This is a genomic window from Streptomyces sp. NPDC002851, from assembly GCF_053591935.1.
Genome location: NZ_JBSFUT010000034.1, coordinates 29,333 through 53,556, shown reverse-complemented (window position 1 = coordinate 53,556; position 24,224 = coordinate 29,333). Strand labels below are relative to the sequence as shown.

General features: G+C 70.6%; 22 protein-coding genes and 2 tRNA genes. 3 read left to right on the top strand and 21 right to left on the bottom strand.

The window, feature by feature from the left end:
• Positions 1 to 55: 55 nt before the first annotated feature.
• The 14 genes from ACWD10_RS29335 to pgsA form a co-directional block, all read right to left on the bottom strand.
• Entirely contained in the window at positions 56 to 595 is a 540-nt protein-coding gene (locus tag ACWD10_RS29335; protein WP_451096274.1) for an adenine phosphoribosyltransferase, read from the bottom strand.
• The gene (gene secF, locus ACWD10_RS29330; protein ID WP_451096272.1) at positions 592 to 1,740 is read right to left on the bottom strand and encodes a protein translocase subunit SecF; all 1,149 of its coding nucleotides are present in this window, start codon (positions 1,738 to 1,740) and stop codon (positions 592 to 594) included. The genes ACWD10_RS29335 and secF overlap by 4 nt, the downstream gene beginning before the upstream one ends.
• Before the next feature lies 1 nt (position 1,741).
• On the bottom strand, positions 1,742 to 3,526 hold the full coding sequence (gene secD, locus ACWD10_RS29325) for a protein translocase subunit SecD (RefSeq protein ID WP_451096270.1): 1,785 nt from the start codon (positions 3,524 to 3,526) through the stop codon (positions 1,742 to 1,744).
• Between the two features lie 138 nt (positions 3,527 to 3,664).
• Positions 3,665 to 4,159 carry a preprotein translocase subunit YajC gene (gene yajC, locus ACWD10_RS29320; protein WP_451096268.1) on the bottom strand — a complete coding sequence of 165 codons (495 nt, stop codon included), beginning with the start codon at positions 4,157 to 4,159 and terminating at the stop codon, positions 3,665 to 3,667.
• A 158-nt stretch (positions 4,160 to 4,317) separates the two neighbouring features.
• Positions 4,318 to 5,418 (bottom strand): Holliday junction branch migration DNA helicase RuvB, encoded by a 1,101-nt coding sequence (gene ruvB / locus ACWD10_RS29315; RefSeq protein WP_451096266.1) that lies wholly within the window; start codon positions 5,416 to 5,418, stop codon positions 4,318 to 4,320.
• A gap of 178 nt (positions 5,419 to 5,596) precedes the next feature.
• Positions 5,597 to 6,208 (bottom strand): Holliday junction branch migration protein RuvA, encoded by a 612-nt coding sequence (ruvA, locus tag ACWD10_RS29310; RefSeq protein ID WP_451096264.1) that lies wholly within the window; start codon positions 6,206 to 6,208, stop codon positions 5,597 to 5,599.
• Entirely contained in the window at positions 6,205 to 6,786 is a 582-nt protein-coding gene (gene ruvC / locus ACWD10_RS29305; protein ID WP_451096262.1) for a crossover junction endodeoxyribonuclease RuvC, read from the bottom strand. Before ruvC ends, ruvA begins: the two co-directional genes overlap by 4 nt.
• A gap of 235 nt (positions 6,787 to 7,021) precedes the next feature.
• A complete protein-coding gene (locus ACWD10_RS29300) occupies positions 7,022 to 7,774 on the bottom strand; it encodes a YebC/PmpR family DNA-binding transcriptional regulator (RefSeq protein ID WP_451096260.1) in 753 nt (250 codons plus the stop codon).
• 48 nt (positions 7,775 to 7,822) lie between these two features.
• On the bottom strand, positions 7,823 to 8,434 hold the full coding sequence (gene pdxT / locus ACWD10_RS29295) for a pyridoxal 5'-phosphate synthase glutaminase subunit PdxT (RefSeq protein WP_451096258.1): 612 nt from the start codon (positions 8,432 to 8,434) through the stop codon (positions 7,823 to 7,825).
• A gap of 8 nt (positions 8,435 to 8,442) precedes the next feature.
• Positions 8,443 to 9,396 (bottom strand): pyridoxal 5'-phosphate synthase lyase subunit PdxS, encoded by a 954-nt coding sequence (pdxS, locus tag ACWD10_RS29290; RefSeq protein WP_451096256.1) that lies wholly within the window; start codon positions 9,394 to 9,396, stop codon positions 8,443 to 8,445.
• A 129-nt stretch (positions 9,397 to 9,525) separates the two neighbouring features.
• Positions 9,526 to 10,071: a hypothetical protein gene (locus tag ACWD10_RS29285; protein ID WP_451096254.1), complete on the bottom strand. Its 546-nt coding sequence runs from the start codon at positions 10,069 to 10,071 to the stop codon at positions 9,526 to 9,528.
• A gap of 95 nt (positions 10,072 to 10,166) precedes the next feature.
• Entirely contained in the window at positions 10,167 to 11,393 is a 1,227-nt protein-coding gene (locus ACWD10_RS29280; RefSeq protein WP_451096252.1) for a glycosyltransferase family 4 protein, read from the bottom strand.
• Positions 11,390 to 12,334: a phosphatidylinositol mannoside acyltransferase gene (locus ACWD10_RS29275; protein WP_451096250.1), complete on the bottom strand. Its 945-nt coding sequence runs from the start codon at positions 12,332 to 12,334 to the stop codon at positions 11,390 to 11,392. Before ACWD10_RS29275 ends, ACWD10_RS29280 begins: the two co-directional genes overlap by 4 nt.
• Complete coding sequence (gene pgsA / locus ACWD10_RS29270) at positions 12,331 to 13,068, bottom strand: phosphatidylinositol phosphate synthase (RefSeq protein ID WP_451096248.1); 738 nt, start codon at positions 13,066 to 13,068, stop codon at positions 12,331 to 12,333. Before pgsA ends, ACWD10_RS29275 begins: the two co-directional genes overlap by 4 nt.
• Before the next feature lie 288 nt (positions 13,069 to 13,356).
• On the opposite strand from pgsA, the gene ACWD10_RS29265 reads away from it, so the two are divergent.
• A complete protein-coding gene (locus ACWD10_RS29265) occupies positions 13,357 to 15,564 on the top strand; it encodes an elongation factor G-like protein EF-G2 (RefSeq protein ID WP_451096246.1) in 2,208 nt (735 codons plus the stop codon).
• A 241-nt stretch (positions 15,565 to 15,805) separates the two neighbouring features.
• Entirely contained in the window at positions 15,806 to 17,464 is a 1,659-nt protein-coding gene (locus ACWD10_RS29260; RefSeq protein WP_451096244.1) for a hypothetical protein, read from the top strand.
• Between the two features lie 186 nt (positions 17,465 to 17,650).
• Here ACWD10_RS29260 and ACWD10_RS29255 read toward each other — a convergent pair whose 3' ends face one another.
• The 4 genes from ACWD10_RS29255 to ACWD10_RS29240 form a co-directional block, all read right to left on the bottom strand.
• Entirely contained in the window at positions 17,651 to 18,199 is a 549-nt protein-coding gene (locus ACWD10_RS29255; RefSeq protein ID WP_451096242.1) for an HIT family protein, read from the bottom strand.
• Positions 18,200 to 18,292: 93 nt separating this feature from the next.
• Positions 18,293 to 20,272 (bottom strand): threonine--tRNA ligase, encoded by a 1,980-nt coding sequence (gene thrS, locus ACWD10_RS29250; RefSeq protein ID WP_451096240.1) that lies wholly within the window; start codon positions 20,270 to 20,272, stop codon positions 18,293 to 18,295.
• A 202-nt stretch (positions 20,273 to 20,474) separates the two neighbouring features.
• On the bottom strand, positions 20,475 to 21,764 hold the full coding sequence (locus ACWD10_RS29245) for a hypothetical protein (RefSeq protein WP_451096238.1): 1,290 nt from the start codon (positions 21,762 to 21,764) through the stop codon (positions 20,475 to 20,477).
• The gene (locus ACWD10_RS29240; protein ID WP_451096236.1) at positions 21,764 to 22,330 is read right to left on the bottom strand and encodes a DUF4365 domain-containing protein; all 567 of its coding nucleotides are present in this window, start codon (positions 22,328 to 22,330) and stop codon (positions 21,764 to 21,766) included. The genes ACWD10_RS29245 and ACWD10_RS29240 overlap by 1 nt, the downstream gene beginning before the upstream one ends.
• Positions 22,331 to 22,569: 239 nt before the next feature.
• On the opposite strand from ACWD10_RS29240, the gene ACWD10_RS29235 reads away from it, so the two are divergent.
• Positions 22,570 to 23,295: an exonuclease domain-containing protein gene (locus ACWD10_RS29235; RefSeq protein ID WP_451096352.1), complete on the top strand. Its 726-nt coding sequence runs from the start codon at positions 22,570 to 22,572 to the stop codon at positions 23,293 to 23,295.
• A 169-nt stretch (positions 23,296 to 23,464) separates the two neighbouring features.
• Here ACWD10_RS29235 and ACWD10_RS29230 read toward each other — a convergent pair.
• From ACWD10_RS29230 to ACWD10_RS29220, 3 genes are all read right to left on the bottom strand, one after another.
• Positions 23,465 to 23,536, bottom strand: a tRNA-Val gene (locus ACWD10_RS29230).
• A gap of 39 nt (positions 23,537 to 23,575) precedes the next feature.
• Positions 23,576 to 24,028 carry an SRPBCC family protein gene (locus ACWD10_RS29225; protein ID WP_451096234.1) on the bottom strand — a complete coding sequence of 151 codons (453 nt, stop codon included), beginning with the start codon at positions 24,026 to 24,028 and terminating at the stop codon, positions 23,576 to 23,578.
• An 80-nt stretch (positions 24,029 to 24,108) separates the two neighbouring features.
• Positions 24,109 to 24,180 (bottom strand) — tRNA-Val (locus ACWD10_RS29220).
• Positions 24,181 to 24,224 lie beyond the last annotated feature (44 nt).

Genomic DNA, 24,224 nt, shown 5'->3' with positions numbered 1-24,224 from the left:
CGGAGGCGGGCATCCGGACCGTGCCGGATGCCCGCCTCCCTGTGGTGTGCCTGGGTCAGACGGTGAGCAGCGCCTCTATCGGGGCGCCCGCCAGGGCCGGCTCCAGGCGGGCCTTGCCGCCCAGGAACCCGAGCTCCATGAGCACCGCGACGCCCGCGACCTCGGCCCCCGCGCGTCGGATGAGCTGGAGGGATGCCTCGGCGGTGCCGCCCGTGGCGAGGACGTCGTCGATGACCATGACGCGGTCGCCGGTGGCCAGGTCCTCGGCGTGCACCTCGATCTCGGCCGTGCCGTACTCGAGCTCGTACGACTGGGACAGGGTCGCCCCGGGGAGCTTGCCCGCCTTGCGGACCGGGATGAAGCCGAGGCCCGCGCGGACCGCGACCGGGGCGGCCAGGATGAAGCCGCGCGCCTCCAGGCCCACGATCTTGGTGGCGCCGTGCTCCACACAGAACTCGGCGAGCGCGTCCGTGAGCGCGGTGAACGCCGTCGGGTCCGCGAGCAGCGGCGTGATGTCCTTGAACATCACACCGGGCTTCGGGTAGTCCGGAACGTCCCGGATCCGGCTGAGCAGCAGTTCCTTTACGTCCGTCATCGGCGCTTCCCGGAGGGTCGGCCGCGGCCCCGGCCGCGGGACTGCGGTTGGGTACGGCGCTGGCCGACGACGGCTCCGGCCGCCGCCGCGGTGGCGGCACGGTCGTCGCCGTCGTCGCCGTCGTCGGGGTTGTCCGGGAGGTCGGTGCCGGACTCCTCGGCCGACTCGCTCTTGGCGGCGGCCGCGGCGCGCTTGGCGAGCACCCGCTTCTTCAGCGCCTTCATCTGCGGCTCGCGCTCCTTCAGGTCCGCGACCAGCGGCGTGGCGATGAAGATCGACGAGTACGCACCGGCGGCCAGGCCGACGAACAGCGACAGCGAGATGTCGTTCAGCATGCCCGCGCCCAGGACGCCACCGCCAATGAACAGCAGGCCCGCCACCGGGAGCAGCGCCACCACCGTGGTGTTGATGGAACGCACCAGGGTGCTGTTGATGGAGAGGTTGGCGACCTCGCTGTATGTGCGCCTGGTCTGCTTGGTGAGGCCCTTCGTCTGCTCCTTGAGAGAGTCGAAGACGACCACCGTGTCGTACAGCGAATAACCGAGGATCGTGAGCAGACCGATCACGGTGCCCGGGGTGACCTCGAAGCCGACCAGGGAGTAGATCCCGACCGTGATGGTGATGTCGTGGATCAGGGCGACGAGCGCGGCGATGGCCATCCGCCATTCGAACGCGATCGCCAGATAGATAACGCACAGAACCAGGAAGATGCCGAGGCCCATCCACGCCTTGTTGGCGATGGTCTTGCCCCAACTGGGGCCGACCAGCTCGGCGGTGATGTTCTGTGCCTCGACGTCCAGATCCTCGGCCAGCCGCTCCTTGATCTGGTCGGACTTGGCGGTGTCGACCCCGCTGACCTGGACGCGCATCGAGCCGCTGCCGAGCTTCTGGACGATGGCCTCGTGGCCGGACGACTTCACGGCCGACTCACGGGCCTCAGCCACCGAGGCCGAGGTCTTCGGCGTCGTGAAGACGGCGCCGCCCTTGAACTCGATGCCCATGTTGAGGCCCTGCACCGCCAGGGCCACGATGGCCGTGATGGTGATCAGGACCGAGACGCCGTACCAGACCTTCCGCTTGCCGATGAAGTCGTAGCCGACTTCGCCGCGGTACAGCCGGGCGCCGAGGTTGCCGAGCTTCGACATCTCACGCCTCCTTCGGTTCGACGGGGCCAACGGGGGCGCGGCGAGTGCGGGAGCGTCGCAGCGGTGGCTTGGCGCCGAGCCGCTTCGGGTCGAGCCCGGACCACTTATGGCCGTTCGCGAAGAACTTGTGGCGGGCCAGGATCGTCATCAGCGGCTTGGTGAAGAGGAACACCACGACGACGTCGAGCAGCGTGGTCAGACCGAGCGTGAACGCGAAGCCCTGCACCTTGCCGACGGTCACGATGAACAGGACCGCGGCGGCCAGGAACGACACGAAGTCGGAGACCAGGATGGTGCGCCGGGCACGGGGCCAGGCCCGCTCCACCGCGGGGCGCAGCGTGCGGCCCTCGCGCACCTCGTCCCGTACGCGCTCGAAGTACACGATGAACGAGTCCGCGGTGATACCGATCGCGACGATCGCACCGCAGACGGCGGGCAGGTTCAGGGCGAACCCGATGGCCGGTCCGAGCAGCGACATCAGGGTGTAGGTGAGGATGCCGGAGGCGACCAGGCTGAGGAGGGCGATGAGCGACAGGCCCCGGTAGTAGGCCACCAGGTAGATGACGACCAAGGCGAGGCCGATAGCGCCCGCGATCAGACCGGCCTTCAGCTGCTCGCTGCCGAGCGCCGGCGTGACGGTGTCGACGCTCTGCTCGTGGAAGGTCAGCGGCAGGGCACCGTACGACAGGATGTTGGCCAGGTCCTGGGCGGACTCCTGGGTGAAGCTGCCGGAGATCTGGGCACTGGCGCTGAGCGTCTGGCTGACACTGGGGGCGGAGACGACCTCGCCGTCGAGCACGATGCCGAACCGGTTCATCGGCTCCGGCTGCGTCTTCAGCTTGGACGTGGTCTTGGAGAAGGCGTCAGCGCCCTTGTCGCTGAACTTCATCGTCACGATCCACTGGCCCGACCGGTCGTCGATCACGGCCTTGGCGTCGTCGACCTCCTTGCCGTCCACCTCGGCAGGCCCAAGGATGTACTTCTCCCACTGCCCGGCGCTGTTCTTGCCGCAGGCGACCATCGGGTCGCTGGGCTTGACGCCCTCGGCGGCCTTGACCCGCTCGTCCTTCTTGCGGCAGTCGAGCTTGGTGAACTTCGCCTGGAGCGCCTTGGTGGCGTCGTCGGGCTTGGGGGTCTCGGTCGCCTGCGGCTTGTCGGCCCCGTCCTTGCCGTCGGCCTTGGCGTCGTCCGACGCGTTCGGCGTGGGGTCGGCCTTGAGGGCGTCCGAGACGGCGCGGCCCTGCGCGGTCTGGCTCGGCGTGGGGGTCGGCGAGGCGGACCCGTCCGACCCGGCCTTGTCCTTGCCGTCGCCCGCCTCGGGGGTCTCGCTACCGGAGGCCGAGGGGCTGGGGCTCTTGGACGGGTCGGGGGTCGGCGTACCGGCGGTCGCGGTGAGAACCGGGCGGAAGTAGAGCTGGGCGGTGGTGCCGACCTGCTCGCGGGCCTGCTTCTCGTTCGTCCCCTTGGGGATGTTGACGATGATGTTCTCGCGGCCCTGGGTCTGAACCTCGGCCTCCTGCACACCGAGGCCGTTGACACGGCGCTCGATGATGTTCACGGCCGTGTTCATGTTGGTCTCGTTGACCGCGTCCTTCTGGCCGGGCGGGGTCTTCGCCTGAAGCGTGATGCTGGTGCCGCCGGCGAGGTCGATGCCGAGCCGCGGCGTGGTGTGCTTGGAGAGGAACATTCCCCCGGTGAGCGCCACCATCAAGATCAAAATGAAGGCCAGAGGGCGGCCGGGCCTTCCTTGGCCGCTCGGCTTCCGGCTCTTCTTCGGTGCTGCCACCTTCTCGTTTCTCCCTGTCCAACCGCCCTGAGCCGGTCACGCGCGTGGGCGGCCACGAAGTGGTGTCGAGAGACCGCCGAAGTATGCACGCCCAGAGGACCGCGGGGCGCTGCGGCACCCCGCGGTCCTCGGTCGTGCTTACTTCGAGTCGGCCTCGCCGTCGGTCTTCTTCGGCGCGGCGTCCGTCTTCGCCTCGGCGTCCTCCGCGACCTCGGCGGTCTCCGCCTCGGCGGCGTCGTCGGCGTCCTTCTTGCCGAGGTCGATGCGCGCGTCGTCAGGGGTGTCGGCGTCGGAGGGCTCGTCCGCCTCGGTCAGGGCGGAGGCGTCGTCCGGCACCTTGAGGTCGGTCTCGCCGTGCACGATGCGGTTGTACTCGTCGTCGTCGAGGACGGCGCCGACGGCGTTCTTCGCGTAGATGGCGTGCACGCCGGGAGCGACCTCGAGGAGGACCGTGTCCTCCTGGACCTCCTTGACGGTGGCGTACATGCCACCGATCGTGCGGACGCCGGTGCCGGGCTGCATCTGGTTGCGCATCTGCACCGCCTGCTGCTGCTTCTTCTTGGCAGAGCGGGTCATCAGGAACATGGCCCCGATGAGCACGATGAACGGGAGGAGGGTCACGATATTCGGCACGGGGTTTCCTTCGTGCGACCGCGCAGATTTGCGGCCTGATGGATGAGGTGGACGCGCCGCCCGCAAAGGCGGCATCGGCGGAGTCTAGGCGAGTCCCCACCTATGGAACAACGCTCAGCATGGCACTCGGGTTCCCCACCCGGCGACCCTCATCCTCGTCACGCCCCGAAGAGGCCCTGTTGTCCGCTTTCCCGGGTTCCCCCGGCCCCCGCGGCCCCCTGCGCCTGCGGTGGTACGAGGCCGAGGTGCTGCCAGGCGGCGGGCGTGGCCACCCGGCCGCGCGGGGTCCGGGCGAGCAGGCCCTCCCGTACGAGGAAGGGCTCGGCCACCTCCTCGACGGTCTCGCGCTCCTCCCCCACCGCGACGGCGAGCGTCGACAGACCGACCGGCCCGCCGCCGAACAGCTTGAGGAGCGCCTCAAGGACGGCACGGTCTAGGCGGTCCAGGCCGCGGATGTCCACCTCGTACACCTGAAGGGCGGCCGCCGCGATCTCGCGGGTCACCACGCCGTCCGCCTTGACCTGGGCGTAGTCGCGTACCCGGCGCAGCAGCCGGTTGGCGATCCGGGGGGTGCCGCGGGACCGGCCGGCGATCTCGGCGGCACCGACGGCGTCCACGCGTACGTCGAGCAGGTCGGCCGAGCGGTTGATCACCCGCTCCAGTTCGGCCGGACCGTAGAACTCCATGTGCGCGGTGAAGCCGAAGCGGTCGCGCAGCGGCGGCGGCAGCAGGCCCGCGCGGGTGGTGGCGCCGACCAGGGTGAAGGGCGGCAGCTCGAGCGGGATGGCGGTGGCGCCGGGGCCCTTGCCCACGATGACGTCGACCCGGAAGTCCTCCATCGCCATGTACAGCATTTCCTCGGCGGGCCGGGACATCCGGTGGATCTCGTCGAGGAAGAGGACCTCGCCCTCCTGGAGGGAGGAGAGGATCGCGGCGAGGTCGCCCGCGTGCTGGATGGCGGGCCCGGAGGTGATCCGGATCGGGGCCTCCATCTCGGCCGCGATGATCATGGAGAGCGTGGTCTTGCCGAGGCCGGGGGCGCCGGAGAGCAGCACGTGGTCGGCGGTGGCGCCGCGCTGCCGGGCGGCCTTCAGGACGAGGTCGAGCTGCTCTCGCACCCGCTCCTGGCCCACGAACTCGGCCAGGGACTTGGGGCGCAGAGCGGCCTCGACGGCCTGGTCCTCGCCGTCCGCGGCGGCTCCGACGAGGCGGCCTGCTGCGGCGCTGTCGGTGGGCGGTGCGGTGTCGTCCCAGTTCACGGTGGAGGCCTCGCGGGGGTCGGTGCTTGCGGTTCGGTGCTTGTTGTGTGGTGGGTGCTGCGCTTGTTGTGTGGTGGGTGCTGCGCGGTTCGGTGCTTGCTGTGCGGTTCGTACGGTGCGGTTCGTACGGTCGTTGCCTACGGTGCCGGGCTCGCTCGGCCGCGGGTCGGGCCGCTGGTCAGCGGGTCCGGTTGAGCGTGCGCAGGGCGGCCTTGAGGAGCGCGCCGACCTGCGGGGTGCCGTCGGCGGCCTCGGCCTGCGGGGTGACCGCAGCGACCGCCTCGTCGGCCTCGCGGGTTGCGTACCCGAGGCCGATCAGGGCGGCGTGCAGCTGGTCGCGCCAGCCGGGGGTGACCGCGGTGCCGACGGCGGGGCCGCTGGTGCCCAGGGGCTCGCCGAGCCGGTCCTTCAACTCAAGGAGCAGCTTCTGGGCGCCCTTCTTGCCGATGCCGGGCACGGCCGTGAGCGCCTTCTCGTCGCCGGTCGCGACCGCGCGGCGCAGGGCGTCCGGGGAGTGCACGGCGAGCATGGCCTGGGCGAGCCGGGGGCCGACGCCGCTGGCGGTCTGGAGCAGCTCGAAGGTCTGCCGCTCGTCGTCGTCGGCGAAGCCGTAGAGGGTGAGCGAGTCCTCGCGTACGACCAGGGACGTGGCGAGCTTGGTCTCCCTGCCGATCCGGAGGCCGGAGATCGTGTCCGGGGTGCACTGGACGGCCATGCCGATGCCGCCGACCTCGACCACCGCGGTGTCGGGGCCGAGGGCGGCGACCGGGCCACTGACGAAGGCGATCATGACGTACGGCCTTTCGGTGCGTGCGGGGCCGCCTGCTGGCGGCGGCTCTGGGCGACGGCCTGCTGGAGTCGGTTCTGCGCGACCGCCCGCTGCAGTCGGTGCTGCGCGGGGGCGCGCCAGATGTGGCAGATGGCGAGCGCGAGGGCGTCGGCGGCGTCGGCCGGTTTGGGCGGCGCCGCGAGCCGGAGCAGCCGGGTCACCATGGCGCCGACCTGGGCCTTGTCGGCGCGGCCGCTGCCGGTGACCGCGGCCTTGACCTCGCTGGGGGTGTGCAGTGCGACGGGGATGCCGCGGCGGGCGGCGCAGAGCGTGGCGACGGCGCTGGCCTGGGCGGTGCCCATCACCGTCCGTACGTTGTGCTGGCTGAACACCCGCTCCACGGCCATGAATTCAGGCTTGTGCTCGTCCAGCCACTGCTCTATGCCCTGCTCGATGGCGACGAGGCGCTCCCCCAACTCGGCGTCGGCGGGCGTACGGACGACGCCGACGCCGCGCATGGCGAGCGGCCGCCCCGCGACACCTTCGACCACGCCGACGCCGCAGCGGGTCAGGCCCGGGTCCACACCCAGTACACGCACCCCCGGCACCCCCCTTCCCCTCTTTGCGGCTAAACCGCCGCCGCTCTCGCGGACCTGCCACCGTCGTGGTGCCTCAATTGATGGTTGTGGTCCCCGGTGGCGATCTTTCGTTTCCCCGTCAGGCTATCCGCCGCCACTGACAACCGGCGACGAAGCAAAGGGCCGACGGGGTGTGTGTCCCCATCGGCCCTTGCACCTACGCCGAGTTCGAGCGCCGTCAGGCGTCGGACGTCGCTCAGGCGTCGACCTTCTCCATGACCTCGTCCGAGACGTCGAAGTTCGCGAAGACGTTCTGCACGTCGTCGCTGTCCTCGAGGGCGTCGATGAGCTTGAACATCTTCCGCGCGCCCTCCTCGTCCAGCTCGACCTGCATGGTGGGCAGGAAGTTGGCCTCGGCCGAGTCGTAGTCGATGCCGGCCTCCTGGAGCGCGGTGCGGACCGCGACCAGGTCGGTGGCCTCGCTGACGACCTCGAACTTCTCGCCCAGGTCGTTGACTTCCTCGGCACCCGCGTCCAGGACGGCGCCGAGGACGTCGTCCTCGGTGAGCTCGCCCTTGTTCACGATGACGACGCCCTTGCGGTTGAAGAGGTACGACACCGAGCCCGGGTCGGCCATCGAGCCGCCGTTGCGCGTCATCGCCACGCGGACGTCGGAGGCCGCGCGGTTGCGGTTGTCGGTGAGGCACTCGATGTAGACGGCCACGCCGTTCGGGCCGTAGCCCTCGTACATGATCGTCTCGTACTCGGCGCCGCCCGCCTCGAGACCGCCACCGCGCTTGATCGCGGAGTCGATGTTCTTGTTCGGAACCGACTGCTTCTTCGCCTTCTGCACGGCGTCGTAAAGCGTCGGGTTGCCATCGAGGTCCACGCCGCCCATGCGCGCAGCGACCTCGATGTTCTTGATCAGCTTCGCGAAGAGCTTGCCGCGCTTGGCATCGATCACGGCCTTCTTGTGCTTCGTCGTGGCCCATTTAGAGTGGCCGGACATCTGCCTGTCTCCTTCGCGTAACCAATCTCTGTACGAACGACAGAGATCCTACCGGGACCCGACCCGGTGATTCTCCCTGACCATCTCCACGAACAGGGCGTGCATCCGGTGGTCGCCGGTGAGTTCCGGGTGGAACGAGGTGGCGAGGGCGTTGCCCTGGCGCACCGCGACGATGTGCCCCTCGTGCTCGGCCAGCACCTCGGCGGTGGCGCCCACGGACTCGACCCAGGGCGCGCGGATGAAGACGCCCTCGACCGGGCCGACACCGGCCACCTCGACGGCGGCCTCGAACGACTCGTTCTGCCGCCCGAAGGCGTTACGGCGCACGATCATGTCGATGCCGCCGAAGGTCTCCTGCCCCGAGCGCGGGTCGAGGATCTTGTCGGCGAGCATGATCAGGCCGGCGCAGGTGCCGTAGACCGGCAGCCCGGCGCGGATGCGCTCGCGCACCGGCTCCATCAGGCCGAACAGCTCGGCCAGCTTGGAGATGGTGGTGGATTCGCCGCCGGGTATGACGAGCCCGTCGATCTCGGCGAGCTCCTCGGGGCGCCGGACCGGCCTGGCCACGGCGTCCGCCGCGGCCAGGGCGACCAGGTGCTCCCGTACGTCACCCTGGAGGGCCAGGACGCCGATCACCGGGGCTTCTGAAGTGGCTGCCATCGGTGCGCTTACCAGCCGCGGGTGGCGTAGCGCTCGGACTCGGGCAGGGTGTCGCAGTTGATGCCGACCATGGCCTCGCCGAGGTTGCGGGACGCGTCCGCGATGATCTTGGGGTCGTCGTAGAAGGTGGTGGCCTTCACGATGGCCGCGGCACGCTTGGCCGGGTCGCCGGACTTGAAGATGCCGGAGCCGACGAAGACGCCCTCGGCGCCGAGCTGGCGCATCAGAGCGGCGTCGGCCGGGGTCGCCACGCCGCCGGCGGAGAACAGCACGACCGGCAGCTTGCCGAGCTCGGCGACCTCCTTGACCAGCTCGTACGGGGCGCGCAGCTCCTTGGCCGCGGCGTACAGCTCGTTGTTGTCGTAGCCGCGCAGCTTGGCGATCTCGTTCTTGATCTGGCGCATGTGGCGGACGGCCTCGACGACGTTGCCGGTGCCCGCCTCGCCCTTCGAGCGGATCATGGCCGCGCCCTCGGCGATACGGCGCAGGGCCTCGCCCAGGTTGGTGGCGCCGCAGACGAACGGGGTGGTGAAGGCCCACTTGTCGGAGTGGTTGACCTCGTCGGCCGGGGTGAGGACCTCGGACTCGTCGATGTAGTCGACGCCGAGGGACTGCAGGACCTGCGCCTCCACGAAGTGGCCGATGCGGGACTTGGCCATGACCGGGATGGACACGGCGTTGATGATGCCGTCGATCATCTCCGGGTCGGACATCCGGGCCACGCCGCCGTCCTTGCGGATATCGGCCGGGACCCGCTCCAGGGCCATGACCGCGACCGCGCCCGCGTCTTCGGCGATCTTCGCCTCCTCGGGCGTCACGACGTCCATGATCACGCCGCCCTTGAGCTGCTCGGCCATGCCGCGCTTCACGCGGGCGGTGCCGGTCGCCGGGGTTTCGGCCTGAGGGGTGCTGGTGGAGAGCGTGCTGGACACGGATGACCTCACTGGAGGGAAGGAGAACATGTTGCCCGCAGAGCAAATATCGGCGGACCGGGCCACAACAAGGGCCAATGTGTGGCCGGTGGATCGTTTTCGACTCCCCGTCGGCTTGAGGTCTCTCTCCGTCGGTTTGAAGTCTGTCGGCCTGAAGTCTTACGTCGTCGCGCGCTCGGCCAGGGCTACGGGCGGCTCGTCGTCCATCTCGAAGGCCATCGGGAACGGCGCGTGCCCGGCGAGCCGGAACCACCGCACCTTGCGGTGCCGGCGCAGCGCCCGGGCCGCGCGTACCGAGTCGTTGTGGAACCGCCGGGCCATCGGCACCCGGCGCACGGCCTGTGCCAGCTCGCCCGCGGCCTCCTCACCGCCGGGCGCCTCGCGTACCGCCTCGACCTGCGCGGGCTCGGCGAACACCGCGCGCAGCGCCTGGCTGAGCTCGCTCTCGGCGACCTCGCGATGCTCCTCCTCGGCCTGCCTCGCGGCGTGCGCCGCCTCGTAGAGCACGATCGACGCGGCCGGATCGAGCACACCGGAGGTGGCCAGCTCCTGGGCGACCGAGGCCCTGCGGAGCAGCTGGGCGTCGAGCGCGGCGCGGGCGGCGTCGATGCGCGCGTGCAGTCGGTCCAGGCGCCCCGCGGTCCAGCTCAGGTACAGGCCGATCGCGAACAGGGCGACCGCGATCCAGATCAAAGTGGAGGTCACGGCCGGTAAGGCTACAGCCGGGCGCGTGCGGCCCGACCGGCTACGTCAGCCCCTGGTGGCCGACACCGTCTCAGTCCCGCCCTGAAGGCGCCGTCTCAGTCCCGCGCCAACCGCAGCCGCGCCCGCAACCCCGTGCGCTCGTCCGCCGCCACCGCCGCGGCGCCGTCCGTCACGGTCTCGTACACGGAGAGGATGTCGGCGCCCACCGTCGACCAGTCGAAGCGGCGTACGTGGGAGCTGCCGCGTTCGCGCAGCTCGGCGCGGCGCCCGGGGTCGGCGAGGAGGCGGACCGCCGCGTCGGCGAGGGCGTCCGCGTCCTCGTTGGCGAACAGCTCGCCCGCCGCGCCCTGGTCCAGGACCTGTGTGAAGGCGTCCAGGTCGGAGGCGAGTACGGGGGCGCCCGCCGACATCGCCTCGACGAGGATGATGCCGAAGCTCTCGCCGCCGGTGTTGGGCGCCACGTACACGTCGACGCTGCGCAGCAGGCGCGCCTTGTCCTCGTCGCTGACCATGCCGAGGAACTCCACGCGGGACCGCATCTCGGTCGGCAGCGACGCCACCGCCTCCCGCTCGTCGCCGCGGCCCGCCACCAGGAGGCGGGTGTCCGGGCGCTCGGCGAGGATCTTCGGCAGGGCCTTCATCAGGACGGGCAGGCCCTTGCGGGGCTCGTCGATGCGGCCGATGAAGCCGATGGTGGCGCCCTGCGGACCGGACAGCCCGTCTCCAGGGGCGTCGACGGCGCCGTCCGCGGCGCGGGCCTCGGGCGACTGCCACTCGGGCCGGGGCTCCGCCTTGGCGAAGAAGTCGACGTCGACGCCGTTGGGGATCACCACGGCGTCCCCGCCGAGGTGCTCGACCAGGGTGCGGCGGGCGTACTCGCTGACCGCGATGCGCGCGCTGATCTTCTCCAGGGCGGGCTGGAGGATCGGATACGCGGCGATCATCGCCCGGGAGCGCGGGTTCGAGGTGTGGAACGTGGCGACGATCGGGCCCTGCGCCGCCCAGCAGCTGAGCAGCCCGAGCGAGGGCGAGGCCGGTTCGTGGATATGGATCACGTCGAAGGTGCCGTCGTGCAGCCAGCGGCGCACCCGCGCGGCCGACAGGAACCCGAAGTTCAGGCGCGCCACCGAGCCGTTGTACGGCACCGGAACGGCCCGCCCGGCCGACACGACGTACGGCGGCAGCGGAGTGTCGTCGTCCGCGGGCGCGAGTACGGAGACCTCGTGCCCCCAGCGGATCAGGTGCTCGGCGAGGTCGCGGATGTGGAACTGGACGCCGCCCGGCACGTCCCAGGAGTACGGGCAGACGATGCCGATCCTCACGGCCGCTCCTCACCCGGCGCAGGGCGCTCCGCATGCGGGGCCTTGGCGGGGTCGAGGTCGGCGAGCCACAAGCGCTGGAGCATGTGCCAGTCCTCCGGATGGTCGGCGATCCCGGTGGCGAAGGCATCGGCCAGCGCCTGTGTCATGACAGACGTCTTCTCGGCCCGGGTACCTGTCTCGGGAACGTCGATCGGCGGATGCACCCGGCCCTGCAGAACCGGCGAGTCGTCGTACCAGAGCGTGACCGGCAGGAGCAGCGCACCGGTCTGCTGGGCGAGGATGGCGGGCCCGGCGGGCATGCTCGCGGTCTCGCCGAAGAACTTCACCTCGACCCCGGAGGCCGACAGGTCGCGGTCCGCGACCAGGCAGACCAGGCCACCGGCGCGGAGCCTGCGGGCCAGGGTGCCGAAGGCGGTGCCGCCGGTGTGCGGCAGGACCTCCATGCCGAGGCTGCTCCGGTAGGCCACGAACCGGTCGTACAGGGACTCGGGCTTGAGCCGCTCCTGCACGGTGGTGAACGGGGTCTCCAGCTTCGTGGTGACCCAGGCGCCCGCGACATCCCAGTTGGCCAGGTGCGGCAGCGCGAGGATGACGCCCTTGTCGGAGGCGAGACCGTCGGTGAGGTAGTGCACGTCCTTGGGCGCGAAGCCGTTCTTGATGCGGTCCTCACTCCAGGCGGGCAGCCGGAAGGACTCCATCCAGTAGCGCAGGTACGAGCGCATGCCCGCCCTGGACAGTTCGGCCAGGCGCTCGGGGGTGGCGTCCCCCACCACGCGCGCGTAGTTGGCCTCAAGACGCTGTATGCCCTTGCCCCGCCGCTTCCAGGCGAGGTCGGCGATGGTGCGGCCCATGCGTACGGCCACCGGCTCCGGGAGCTTCTTGACCCCGGCCCAGGCGGCGCCGTACAGCGTGTCCGTGAGCTTCTCGGTGGTCCTGCTCATGACGTGGCCCCGCTCCCCTGAGACGTTCCGTGCGCGTCGCCCTGCGCGCCCCCCTGTGTACTGCCATCCTGCGCCTCGTCCTGCGTGTTCTCGGAGTCGGGGGCCGCATCGGCCTCGGCCGCCTCCTTGCGCACCGTGACCACGCGCTGTGCCAGGGTCACCAGGCTGCCGACGGCAACGATCCACAGGGCGATGGGCAGCAGCACGTCGATGCCCGGGACGCCGAACTTGTGCAGGCCCGCGAAGCCCGCCGCCACCAGCGAGATCACCAGGCGCTCGGCCCGCTCGACCAGGCCGTTGACCGCGACCGGCAGGCCGATCGACTCGCCCCTGGCCTTGGTGTACGACACCACCTGACCGCTGGCCAGACAGAAGATCGAGACCGCGCACAGCACGTTGTCGTCGCCCTTGCCCGCGTACCAGAGCGCGAAGCCGCCGAAGATCGCTCCGTCCGCCACCCGGTCGAGCGTGGAGTCCAGGAAGGCGCCCCAGCGGCTGGAGACGCCCGCCTGTCGGGCCATGTTGCCGTCGACGAGATCCGAGAAGACGAACAGCGTGATGACGATCGTGCCCCAGAAGAACTCGCCCCTGGGGAAGAAGACCAGCGCACCGGCCACGACCCCGGCCGTACCGATAAGGGTCACCGCGTCCGGGCTCACCCCCCTGCGGAGCAGAAACGTGGCGAACGGTGTGAGAACACGCGTGAAGAACGCACGCGCGTACTTGTTCAGCATGGCCTTCCCGAGGGTCGGAGCGCCGTGCGGCCCCTGCTGGCCACCGGCGGGCCCATCGTAGTCGCGCAGCCCCGCGCCGCACCGCGTCAGGGGCCAGGGCCGTCTGCCCGGTCTTCGTGGATCTGCCCGCGGCTACCCGGCCGGGTGCGATCGCGTACGACGTATGGACGCACCGTGACGCGAGTGCAAAGCTCGAATCACCGCGGGCGTCGCCGGAGCCGCCAGCACGCGGTTCTCGCGTGTCCGCGCCCACTCCCCTCACCTTGCAAGGACATCGGGAGGCAAGTCATGGGCGACAAGGCAGGCGCACATACCGGAGCCGCCGGCAGGGCAGCGACGGCCGACCACCCCGCCTCCGTACGGAATGTGGTGCTGGTCGGCCACTCCGGATCGGGTAAAACGACGCTGGTGGAGGCCCTCGCCCTGACCGCGGGGGCGGTGAAGAGGGCGGGCCGCGTGGAGGACGGCGGCACCGTCTCCGACTTCGACGAGATCGAGCACCGGCAGCAGCGCTCGGTGCAGCTCTCCCTGGTGCCGCTCGAATGGAACGGCATCAAGATCAATCTCCTGGACACCCCCGGATACGCCGATTTCGTCGGGGAGTTGAGGGCCGGTCTGCGAGCGGCGGACGCGGCCCTTTTCGTTGTCTCGGCGGCCGAGGGCACCGAAGGCATCAACGGGGCGACCCGCATGGTGTGGGACGAGTGCGCGGCCGTGGGCATGCCGCGGGCCATCGTCGTCACCCACCTGGAGGCAGCGCGCGCGGATTTCTTCGCGATGACCGACGCCTGCGCGCAGGCGTTCGGTGGCGACGACCCCGACGCCGTACTGCCGCTGTATCTGCCGCTGCACGGCGAGCCCGCCGCGGACGGCCACGCTCCGGTCACCGGCCTGCTCGGGCTGCTCTCCCAGCGGGTCTTCGGCTACGCGTCCGGCGAACGCGCCGAGTCCCAGCCGGACGACGAGCAGCTCCCGCGGATCGAGGAGGCCCGCAACCGGCTGATCGAGGGGATCATCGCGGAGAGCGAGGACGAGACCCTCATGGACCGCTATCTCGGCGGCGAGGAGATCGACATCAAGACGCTCGTGGACGACCTGGAACGGGCCGTCGCACGCGGCACCTTCCACCCCGTGCTCGCCGCCGCGCCCGCCGCGAACGGCGCCCGGCAGGGCCTCGGCACGGTCGAGCTGCTCGAACTGATCACCGGCGGCTTCCCGACCCCGCTCGAACGACCGGTGCCCGCCGTCACCACGCCCCAGGGCAAGGAGCGGCCCGCGGCGTCCTGCGACCCGTCGGGGCCGCTCCTCGCCGAGGTGGTGAAGACCTCGTCCGACCCGTACGTAGGACGGCTCTCGCTGGTCCGGGTCTTCTCCGGCACGCTGCGCCTCGACTCCACCGTGCATGTCTCCGGGCACGGGCTCGCGGACCGTGGCCACGAGGACCACGACGAGGACGAGAAGGTCGGCGCCCTCTCCTCGCCGTTCGGCAAGCAGCAGCGCACGCTTACACACTGCATCGCGGGCGACCTCGCCTGCGTCGCCAAGCTGAGCCGCGCCGAGACCGGCGACACCTTGTCGGCCAAGGACAACCCGCTCCTCATGGAGCCCTGGAGCATGCCGGACCCGCTGCTTCCGCTGGCCATCAAGGCGCACAGCAAGCCGGACGAGGACAAGCTCTCGACGGGCCTGTCCCGCCTGGTCGCCGAGGACCCGACGATGCGCCTCGAGCAGAACCAGGACACCCACCAGGTGGTTCTGTGGTGCCTGGGCGAGGCCCACGCCGACGTCGCCCTGGAGCGGCTGCGCAGCCGGTACGGCGTGCAGGTGGACGTCGTACCGTACAAGGTCTCCCTTCGGGAGACCTTCGCGGGGAAGGCCACGGCGCGCGGCCGGCATGTGAAGCAGTCCGGGGGGCACGGCCAGTACGCGATCTGCGACATCGAGGTGGAGCCGCTGCCCGGCGGCTCCGGCATCGAGTTCGTGGACAAGGTCGTCGGCGGCGCCGTGCCGCGGCAGTTCATCCCCTCCGTCGAGAAGGGCGTGCGCGCGCAGGCGGCGCGCGGGGTCGCCACCGGCAACCCGCTCGTCGACGTGCGGGTCACCCTCGTCGACGGCAAGGCCCACTCCGTCGACTCCTCGGACGCGGCCTTCCAGACGGCGGGCGCCCTCGCGCTGCGCGAAGCGGCCGCACAGGCCTCGGTGCAGCTGCTCGAACCCGTCGCCGAGGTTCAGGTCCTGGTCGGCGACGACTATGTGGGCTCCGTGATGAGCGACCTGTCGGGGCGGCGCGGCCGCGTGATCGGCACCGAACAGTCGCCCGGCGGGCGCACGCTGGTGCGCGCCGAGGTGCCGGAGATCGAGATCGGCCGGTACGCGGTCGACCTCAGGTCCCTCTCGCACGGCACCGGGCGCTTCAGCCGCTCGTACGCGCGTCACGAGCCGATGCCCGCGCAGGTCGCGGCCAAGATCCGGCAGGAGGCGGAGAACGGCGCATAGCCGGAGCAGGGAGCGCACGCCCGGCCCAACTCGCCTATCGCTGAGTGGAGTTGGGCCGGATGCCGCCCGTCATGGGCACCACGAGCGGGCGGCATCCGGCCATCCGCCTCGGCCGCGCGCTGACGGATGTCAGTGCCCCCGGATACATTGATGATCTGCCCGCCGGTGTCGGTCAACTGGTGTGCGGGGTAAGGAAGTCGGGAAGGTCCGCAGCAGCGGCGTTGCGGCGATGGGGGCGGCAGTGGCGAACGATATCGATACGTCCTTCGATTTCAGCCCGGGAGCACAGGTGCCGCTCTCGGGCGCCGCGGGCGAGACGGCGGCGACGCATGCCCTGGCCTCGGCCGCGTACCGGGACAGCGAGATCGACGAGATACTCAAGGCCAACAGCGAGTGGCACAAATCCGAGGTGAAACAGGGCAAGTTGTCGCTGTTCAAGCCCAACCTCGGCGAGGCCTTCGCGCGCGCCGTGCAGGTGCGGATGCTCGGCGGCGCCCGCCCACCGCTCATCCAGTCCTTCGGCATCGAGCCGCAGTCCGTCGTCGAGCACTGCCTCGCCGCGACCCGGATCCGCAAGGAGCGGGACACCCGACTCACCGCGGTGACCGTCCTGTTCGGGGTGCTGTTCCTGCCCGGTCTGCTCGCCTGGCTGCTGATCTTCCAGGCCAAGAAGACCCTCGCGAACCAGAAGAACGGCGGCGCCCTCGGCACCGCGATCCTCGTCGCGGCCTGCGGCGTGGGTCTGTTCTTCCTGATCACCATGCCGGTCGGCGGGCTGCTCGGCCTCTACATAAGGGCGGCGGTCGTCGCGCCCGTCATCGGGTGGGTGCTCGCCAAGCAGATCGCCGAGCGTACGGCCGTGGACCTGCGGGCCCGCTGGGAGAGCCTGCTCTCGGGCGGCGGCATCGGCGCCAAGATCCCCGAGGCGGTGCCGACCAGCCCGAACGAGAGCGCGGCCGAGCGGCTCCGGCAGAGCCTGGCCCGGCTCACCGCCGAGCAGCAGTCCAACTCCGTCTTCTACGCGGGCCCCAAGGGAATACTCGGCATGGGCACCCGCTGGGGCAGCTGGCAGCTCGCCGAGGAGCTCACCCCGCGCGACGGCTTCCCGGAGATCCACCCGTTCCGCAGCTGGGACGTCATCAAGGCGGTGCACGACCAGCTCAAGCTCCTGGAGCGCGGCCCGCTGCACACCGGCGGCTTCCCCAAGCCCTCCATACGCCACTGGATCGTCTCCCCGGTCGGGGAGAACGCCGGGGAGGTCGCCCGGCCCGGCGGCACCGACGTGGAGGCGTACCAGGTCCGCGGCCACGAGATACAGCGGATCTGCAACGAGCAGCAGTTCGGCAGCGGCGACCGGCACTATCTGGGCGTGCAGTTCCCGCTCTGGGACGGCCAGTTGGTGATCACCATGCTGATCACGGTCACCGTGCTGCACCAGACGCTGCGGATCGAGGTCACCGGCCACGCCCTGGGCCCGGTGCACCCGCTGTTCACGACCAAGCCCAAGAAGAAGGTCAAGGAGGTCTCCAAGACCATCAGGTTCTGGGAGACAAAGGAGATCAAGCAGCCTCTGGTGGAGCCGTCCGAGGTGGTGCGGCTCGCCGCGCGCGCCCCGTTCACCTGGTTCCCGCCGGTCCTGGACTTCCTCGGCGGCAAGCTCGTGCTGCCCGAGCCGTTCGGGCTGCGGCACGCCTGGGCCGACAAGCCCTGGCGGCACCGCTTCATGACGGACGACGCGGTGCGCGCGGCCCCGCCGGTGCTGCGCGTGGTGCACAGCTCGGCGATGAAGGTGCTCGAGGAGAACGGCGTGGACACCGAGCGCTTCGGCAACCGCTCGCTCTTCCTCAGCAACATGGTCCAGGACGCGACGCCGAGGAAGGCGGACGTGTTCGACGCGTAACGGGGCAACAACACAGCCCGTCCGGCGTTTGAGGACGAGGCCTCCCCCAAGCTCTCGGCTTCGCTCGAGCAGGGAGGTACCCCCCTGGCCGATAGCGGGGGTCTGGGGGCGCAGCCCCCAGAAGACGGCAACCCAGCCGACGGTACGGATCGTGATCCTTAAGACGCCCCAGCCCCGTGCGTCCGCTCAGCCCGTCGGCCAGACGTCCGCGAGCATCTTGCGGGTGTCGCCGAGGAGTTGGGGCAGCACCTTGGTGTGCCCGACGACCGGCATGAAGTTGGTGTCGCCGCCCCAGCGCGGCACGATGTGCTGGTGCAGGTGCGCCGCGATGCCCGCACCGGCCACGGTCCCCTGGTTCATGCCGATGTTGAAGCCATGCGCCCCGGAGGCGGTGCGCAGCGCGACCATCGCCTGCTTGGTGAACTCACCCAGCTCGACGGTCTCCGCCGGGGTCAGCTCGGTGTAGTCGGCGACATGACGGTAGGGCACGACCATCAGGTGCCCGCCGTTGTACGGATACAGATTGAGCACCGCGTACACCTGCTGGCCGCGCGCCACGACCAGGCCGTCCTCATCGGACATCTCGGGGATGGAGCAGAAGGGGCAGCCGTCCCCGGCCCCCGGGCCGGTCGGCTTGTTCTCGCCCTGGATGTACGCCATCCGGTGGGGCGTCCACAGTCGCTGGAACGCGTCCTGCGTCCCCACCCCGTTCTGCTGCTCCGGCTCACTCGTCATGCTCGCAGCATATGGCTTCGCCCGTACGGGGCGTGCCGCGGCCCCGGAGCGCGGGCAACGCTCCGGGGCCGCGGCCTCACGTCCTGACCGGACTCAGACCTGAGAGCGCTCCTCCACGACCTTCGCGATCTTCGCAATGGCGTCCTCGACCGGGATGCCGTTCTCCTGCGAGCCGTCCCGGTAGCGGAAGGAGACGGCGCCGTTGGCCATGTCCTCGTCGCCCGCGATGACCATGAACGGCACCTTGGCCTTCTGGGCGTTACGGATCTTCTTCTGCATGCGGTCCGAGGACGAGTCGACCTCGACCCGCAGCCCGGCGGCCTTGGCCTGCTTGGCGAAGTCCTCCAGGTACGGCACGTGCGCGTCCCCGATCGGAATGCCGACGGCCTGCACCGGGGCCAGCCACGCCGGGAACGCCCCCGCGTAGTGCTCCAGAAGCACCGCGAAGAACCGCTCGATGGAGCCGAACAGGGCCCGGTGGATCATGACCGGGCGCTGCTTGCTGCCGTCCGGGCCGGTGTACTCCAGGTTGAAGCGCTCCGGCAGGTTGAAGTCGAGCTGGATGGTCGACATCTGCCAGGTCCGGCCGATGGCGTCCTTCGCCTGTACGGAGATCTTCGGGCCGTAGAACGCGGCGCCGCCCGGGTCCGGGACCAGCGGCAGGCCCTGCTTCTCGGCGACCTGGCGCAGCGTCTCGGTGGCCTCTTCCCAGGCCTCGTCCGAGCCGACGAACTTCTCCGGGTCCTTGGTGGACAGCTCCAGATAGAAGTCGGTCAGGCCGTAGTCGCGCAGCAGGTTGAGGACGAACGTGAGCGTCGTGTCGAGCTCGTCCGCCATCTGCTCGCGGGTGCAGTAGATGTGCGCGTCGTCCTGGGTGAAGCCGCGGGCCCGGGTCAGGCCGTGCACGACGCCCGACTTCTCGTACCGGTACACGGTCCCGAACTCGAAGAAGCGCAGCGGCAGTTCACGGTACGACCGGCCGCGCGCATCGAAGATCAGGTTGTGCATCGGGCAGTTCATGGGCTTGAGGTAGTAGTCCACGCCCTCGTCGAGCTGCATGGGCGGGTACATGCCGTCGGCGTACCAGTCCAGGTGCCCCGAGGTCTCGAAGAGCTTCCCCTTCGTCGCGTGCGGGGTGTAGACGAACTCGTAGCCCTCTTCCTCGTGCCGGCGGCGCGAGTAGTCCTCCATCACGCGGCGCACGATGCCGCCCTTGGGGTGGAAGACGGCGAGGCCGGAGCCGATCTGCTCCGGGATGGAGAACAGGTCGAGCTCGCTGCCGAGCCTGCGGTGGTCGCGCTTCTCGGCCTCGGCGAGGAACTCCAGGTGCGCCTTCAGCTCGTCCTTGGACGGCCAGGCGGTGCCGTAGATGCGCTGGAGCATCGGGTTCTTCTCGCTGCCGCGCCAGTAGGCGCCGCCGGAGCGCATCAGCTTGAACGCCGGGATGTTCCGGGTGGTGGGCAGGTGCGGACCGCGGCAGAGGTCCTTCCAGCACAGCTCGCCGGTCTTCGGGTCGAGGTTGTCGTAGATCGTCAGCTCGCCGGAGCCGACCTCGGCGTCGGCGCCCTCGGCGGCCTCGCCCGCGTTGCCCTTGAGGCCGATGAGCTCCAGCTTGTACGGCTCGTCGGCCAGCTCTTCACGAGCGGCCTCGTCGGTGGTGACCCGGCGCGCGAACTTCTGGCCGCGCTTCTGGATCTCCTGCATCTTCTTCTCGATGCGCTTGAGGTCCTCGGGCGTGAACGGCTCGGCAACGTCGAAGTCGTAGTAGAAGCCGTCCTTGACGGGCGGGCCGATGCCGAGCTTGGCCTCGGGGTAGAGCTCCTGCACGGCCTGCGCCATGACGTGCGCGGTGGAGTGCCGCAGGATGTTGAGCCCGTCCTGGGAGGAGATCTCCACCGGCTCGACGATCTCGCCGTCCTGCACCGCGTACGCGAGGTCCTTCAGCTCGTACGCGACGCGCGCGGCGACAACGGTGCGGTCACCGGCGAAGAGCTCGGCGGCCGTAGTGCCCGTCGTCACCACGCGCTCTTCCCGCTCGGAATCGCGTTGGATGATCACACGGACATCAGACACCGGTCTCTCCTGCTCTGAAGGGGATTGCGCGGGCGGACGGCCGCGCGCAGTGAATCGTACCGAGCGGGACGCACGGAGCGCTAAACGGTTACGTGCGCGGCCTTACGGAAGGCGCTGTGTGGCCGTCGGAAGGAGCTGTGTGGCCGTCGGAGGGGGCGCCGCAGATCGCCCTGCGGGCTCGTCCTCAATCGCCGGACGGGCTTTATTTTCCGCCCCCGTAGTCGTCCCCCTGGCACGCCTCCTCGAAGAAGTCGAGGTTCTCCTGGAGGGACTTCAGCATCCGGTCCCGCTCCGCCTCGTCAAGGCGCACCGGCACCACCTCCGACGCCCCGGTCAGGCGCCGGAACCCGCTCCGGCTCTCCAGGCGGCCCTGCACCCGTACCGGCATCCCCACGAGATGGGCATGGCCCGCGATCCGGTACGCCTCCTCGTCGAGGCCGACCCGGACCTGCGGCACGTCCGCCCCGGCGAGCACCCTCAGCCGCACCGTGCCCGGCCCCCGCGGCCCCGACCTGCGCATCCGCACCACGGTGCCGGTGACCCGTACCGGCACCGACGGCTCCGCGCGTAAGTAGCGGGCGCCCGCCTCGCGCAGCACCGGTAAGTCCCCGGGCGAGAACTCGACCGGTTCGGGCCGCGCCTCGCACCCCTCGGGCACCCCCGCGGCGGGCGCCCAGCCGACGGTGATCCGGGCGCCCTCGGAGCCCTGCACCAGGGCGGCCAAGGCCTCGGTCAGCTCGTGGCTGACGCCCGCCTCGATCGCGGTGTCGAAGGCCTCCATGCCGCCGGTGGCCCGCTGGTAGTCGACGGCCTCCCGGGCGGCGTACAGCGCGTGGTAGAGCCGTACGGCCAAGGGGCGGCCGGGGTCCACGGGCACGAAGGCGGTCAGCCGCCGCCCGCCCGAGGAGGGACCCACGAGCACCCGCTCCAGGGACTGGGCGGCGGGCCGCCGGTGCCGCGCCCCGTAGTACCCGGCCCGGGCCCGCACCGCGAGCGCGCCCGCGAGCAGCAGATGCCGGGCCGCGGACCGCAGCTGCTCGGTGTCCGTCCAGGCGGTCGTGCCCGCCGGTCCCTCCGGCACATCGCGGGTCCAGGACAGTTCGTCGCTGGGCACGGCGAGCCCGACCAGGACGGCCCGGGCGGACGGTGCGGCGCTGCGGGCGAGGGCGAGCAGCGCCTCGCCGAGCAGGTCGTCGCTGTCGGGGAAGGCGCGGCTCTCCGGCACGAGCAGGCTCGTGACGCCCAGGGCCGGTGCCGCCGAAGGACCGCCCGGCGGCGTCCAGCGCGCATAGCGGCCGACCGCGCCGCCGCGCCGCCGCCAGCCGTGCCGCCGTAGCAGCGCACCGAACACGGCGGGGTCGACGCGCGCCGGATCCGGCCCGGGCACACCGGGCTCCCCTGGGTGGGGCCCCGGAAAGCCGCCCGCCCCTCGCACGCCACCACCCTCAATCGAAGGGCCTGCGGCCCAGCCATCTCCTCCTGGATGCCGCATCAGGGCCTCCCTCCCGCCCCGACCCGCGCCATGATCTCGCAGAGCGCGATGTCGTCGAAGATCCGCGAGGTCGGGATACGCACCGTGGTCCTGTGCCGGCCCCGCACGGGGTGCCCGGCCAGGTTGGTCCAGTAGCAGCAGTGCCGCAGATCGAGCCGGTCGTGGCTCGCCCGCAGCCAGTCGTCCCGTGCCCGTGGCACGAGCATCACGACGAGGATCTTGTGCACCGAGACGGGGGTGCGGGCGAGCTTCTCCAGGTGCGCGTTGTCGAGCGTGAAGGAGAAGGTGTCGCCCGCCGGATTCGGCGCGATCTGATACGTGCACTTGAGCTGCACCTTGATGGTGACCTCGTCGTCCACCGTGTGCCCGGGCGAACTGTGGCTGACGTGCCAGTCGATGCCGTTGTCGGGAAAGGGCTGCGACAGCGAACAGCCCGACGCGGCCGCCACCGCGTGCAGATATCCCACCTGGAGCGTCTCCATGCAGGCGGTGGTGGCGAGGGTGCCGCGCGGCGGTGCCGTCCGCTCGGGCAGCAGCCCACCCTGTCCGGGCCGCGCGAGCGCCATGTCGAACTCGCCTTCCGGGATCGGCCGTTGACGTACGGAATGACGTACGGAATCACGCACGAAACGCAACCGCGAGAAATAACCGGGAAACGAGACGTACGAATCCGACGGCGCCCCAATTCCCAGGCCCGTCACCTGTGTTGTCGCCGCCCGGCGTACGAGCCAAACAGCCTGGGTATCACGGATTCGGGCGGGGAGCACACGTCATCTGTCAAGCGGGAGCAGGGAGTTGGATGACCATGACGTGCTGGTACGAGGGACCCCTCGCCGCGTTCGACACGGAGACCACGGGCGTGGATGTGGAGACCGACCGCATCGTGTCGGCGGCCGTGGTCGTCCAGGACACCCCCGGAGCCCGCCCGCGCAGCGCCCGTTGGCTGGTGCACCCGGGCGTTCCGGTGCCGGCCGCGGCGACGGAAGTGCACGGCCTGACGGAGGAGCATCTCCAGCTCAACGGCCGCTGGCCGGCTCCGGTGATGGAGGAGATAGCCAGGGAGCTGGCGGAGGTGAGCGCGGCGGGCCGACCCCTTGTCGTGATGAACGCCCCGTTCGATCTCACGCTCCTGGACCGCGAGTTACGCCGCCACCGCGCCTCCTCGCTCGCCCGCTATCTGGAGCACCGCCCGCTCTGCGTGCTCGACCCACGGGTCCTCGACAAGCACCTCGACCGCTACCGCAAGGGCCGCCGCACGCTCACCGACCTGTGCGCGGAGTACGGTGTCGAGCTCGCCGACGCGCATGACGCCACGGCGGACGCGCGGGCCGCACTCGAGGTGGTCCGGGCACTCGGCCGTCGGTACGCGGACCGCCTCCAGGAGCTGTCGCCGGGCGAGTTGCACGCCCGGCAGGCGGTGTGGCACGCGGCGCAGGCCCGGGGCCTGCAAGCGTGGTTCGCGCGCTCGGGTACCGAGGAAGAGGTCAACCCGGCGTGGCCGATCCGGCCCGAACTCCCCGCGGCCGCCTGACACTTACGTCGTGACACCTACGTCCACGTCGTGGCCATTACGTCGTGCGCCCACCGACCATGGGGGGTGCGGGTGGCGAAGCCCCCGCTACGCGAGGCGAAGCCTCGCAAAACACGACGAGGGCGACATGGTCCGCGCATTTTGCGGACACATGTCGCCCTCGTACGAGTGGGCGATACTGGGTTCGAACCAGTGACCTCTTCGGTGTGAACGAAGCGCTCTCCCGCTGAGCTAATCGCCCGGGAACGCGTTGAACCATACAGGTCCAGCGGCCGTTCGTTCAAACTCGGGTCTCCCGCAACAGCCGCCGCAACCCCCGCTCTCCCGACGCCATCATCAACGCGTGGTTGAACAGAAAGACCGGCCGCCCGGGCACGGCCAGCCGACGCATCAACGGCCGCCGCACCTCCACCTCCTGCTCGTACAGCGCCCGGGTGCCACCGCCCGCCGCGGCGAGCGTCCAGCGCGCCCAGCCCTCCAGATCCCCGGTCATCTCGATCTCCAGAATCCCGGCCCCCGGATCCCGACGCCGCTCCCGCGTGGTCACCACCAGGTCGTACGGCAACAGCGAACGGAACCGCGCCGTACCGCTGCGCTCGTCCAGGGGCCGCACATCGCGCACCTGCCGCCACCACCGGGGGTACTCCTCGGCCCGCTCGAGCACCGCGAACACGACGGCGGGCGCGGCGGGCAGCCGCCAGACGCTGCGGAAGCGGTAGTGGCACCAGTCCATGCCCCGAGTCTGCGCCCCGGCGCACCCGGTAAACGCCGAGGGTCCGGGAGACGATGATGTCTCCCGGACCCTCGGTCCGGTGGGCGATACTGGGTTCGAACCAGTGACCTCTTCGGTGTGAACGAAGCGCTCTCCCGCTGAGCTAATCGCCCGGGCGCAGAGAGAACATTACCGCACTTCAGGAGCCCCTTTGACC

Excerpts from the sequence above, each read along its gene's own strand:
- ACWD10_RS29255 (WP_451096242.1), bottom strand. The coding sequence starts at position 18,199 with ATGACGAGTGAGCCGGAGCAGCAGAACGGGGTGGGGACGCAGGACGCG.
- ACWD10_RS29235 (WP_451096352.1), top strand. The coding sequence starts at position 22,570 with ATGACGTGCTGGTACGAGGGACCCCTCGCCGCGTTCGACACGGAGACC.
- ACWD10_RS29245 (WP_451096238.1), bottom strand. The coding sequence starts at position 21,764 with ATGCGGCATCCAGGAGGAGATGGCTGGGCCGCAGGCCCTTCGATTGAG.
- ACWD10_RS29240 (WP_451096236.1), bottom strand. The coding sequence starts at position 22,330 with ATGGCGCTCGCGCGGCCCGGACAGGGTGGGCTGCTGCCCGAGCGGACG.
- pdxT (WP_451096258.1), bottom strand. The coding sequence starts at position 8,434 with ATGGCAGCCACTTCAGAAGCCCCGGTGATCGGCGTCCTGGCCCTCCAG.
- secF (WP_451096272.1), bottom strand. The coding sequence starts at position 1,740 with ATGTCGAAGCTCGGCAACCTCGGCGCCCGGCTGTACCGCGGCGAAGTC.
- ACWD10_RS29275 (WP_451096250.1), bottom strand. The coding sequence starts at position 12,334 with ATGAGCAGGACCACCGAGAAGCTCACGGACACGCTGTACGGCGCCGCC.
- ruvA (WP_451096264.1), bottom strand. The coding sequence starts at position 6,208 with ATGATCGCCTTCGTCAGTGGCCCGGTCGCCGCCCTCGGCCCCGACACC.
- ACWD10_RS29265 (WP_451096246.1), top strand. The coding sequence starts at position 13,357 with ATGGGCGACAAGGCAGGCGCACATACCGGAGCCGCCGGCAGGGCAGCG.
- ACWD10_RS29300 (WP_451096260.1), bottom strand. The coding sequence starts at position 7,774 with ATGTCCGGCCACTCTAAATGGGCCACGACGAAGCACAAGAAGGCCGTG.
- pgsA (WP_451096248.1), bottom strand. The coding sequence starts at position 13,068 with ATGCTGAACAAGTACGCGCGTGCGTTCTTCACGCGTGTTCTCACACCG.
- ACWD10_RS29335 (WP_451096274.1), bottom strand. The coding sequence starts at position 595 with ATGACGGACGTAAAGGAACTGCTGCTCAGCCGGATCCGGGACGTTCCG.
- ACWD10_RS29225 (WP_451096234.1), bottom strand. The coding sequence starts at position 24,028 with ATGGACTGGTGCCACTACCGCTTCCGCAGCGTCTGGCGGCTGCCCGCC.
- pdxS (WP_451096256.1), bottom strand. The coding sequence starts at position 9,396 with ATGTTCTCCTTCCCTCCAGTGAGGTCATCCGTGTCCAGCACGCTCTCC.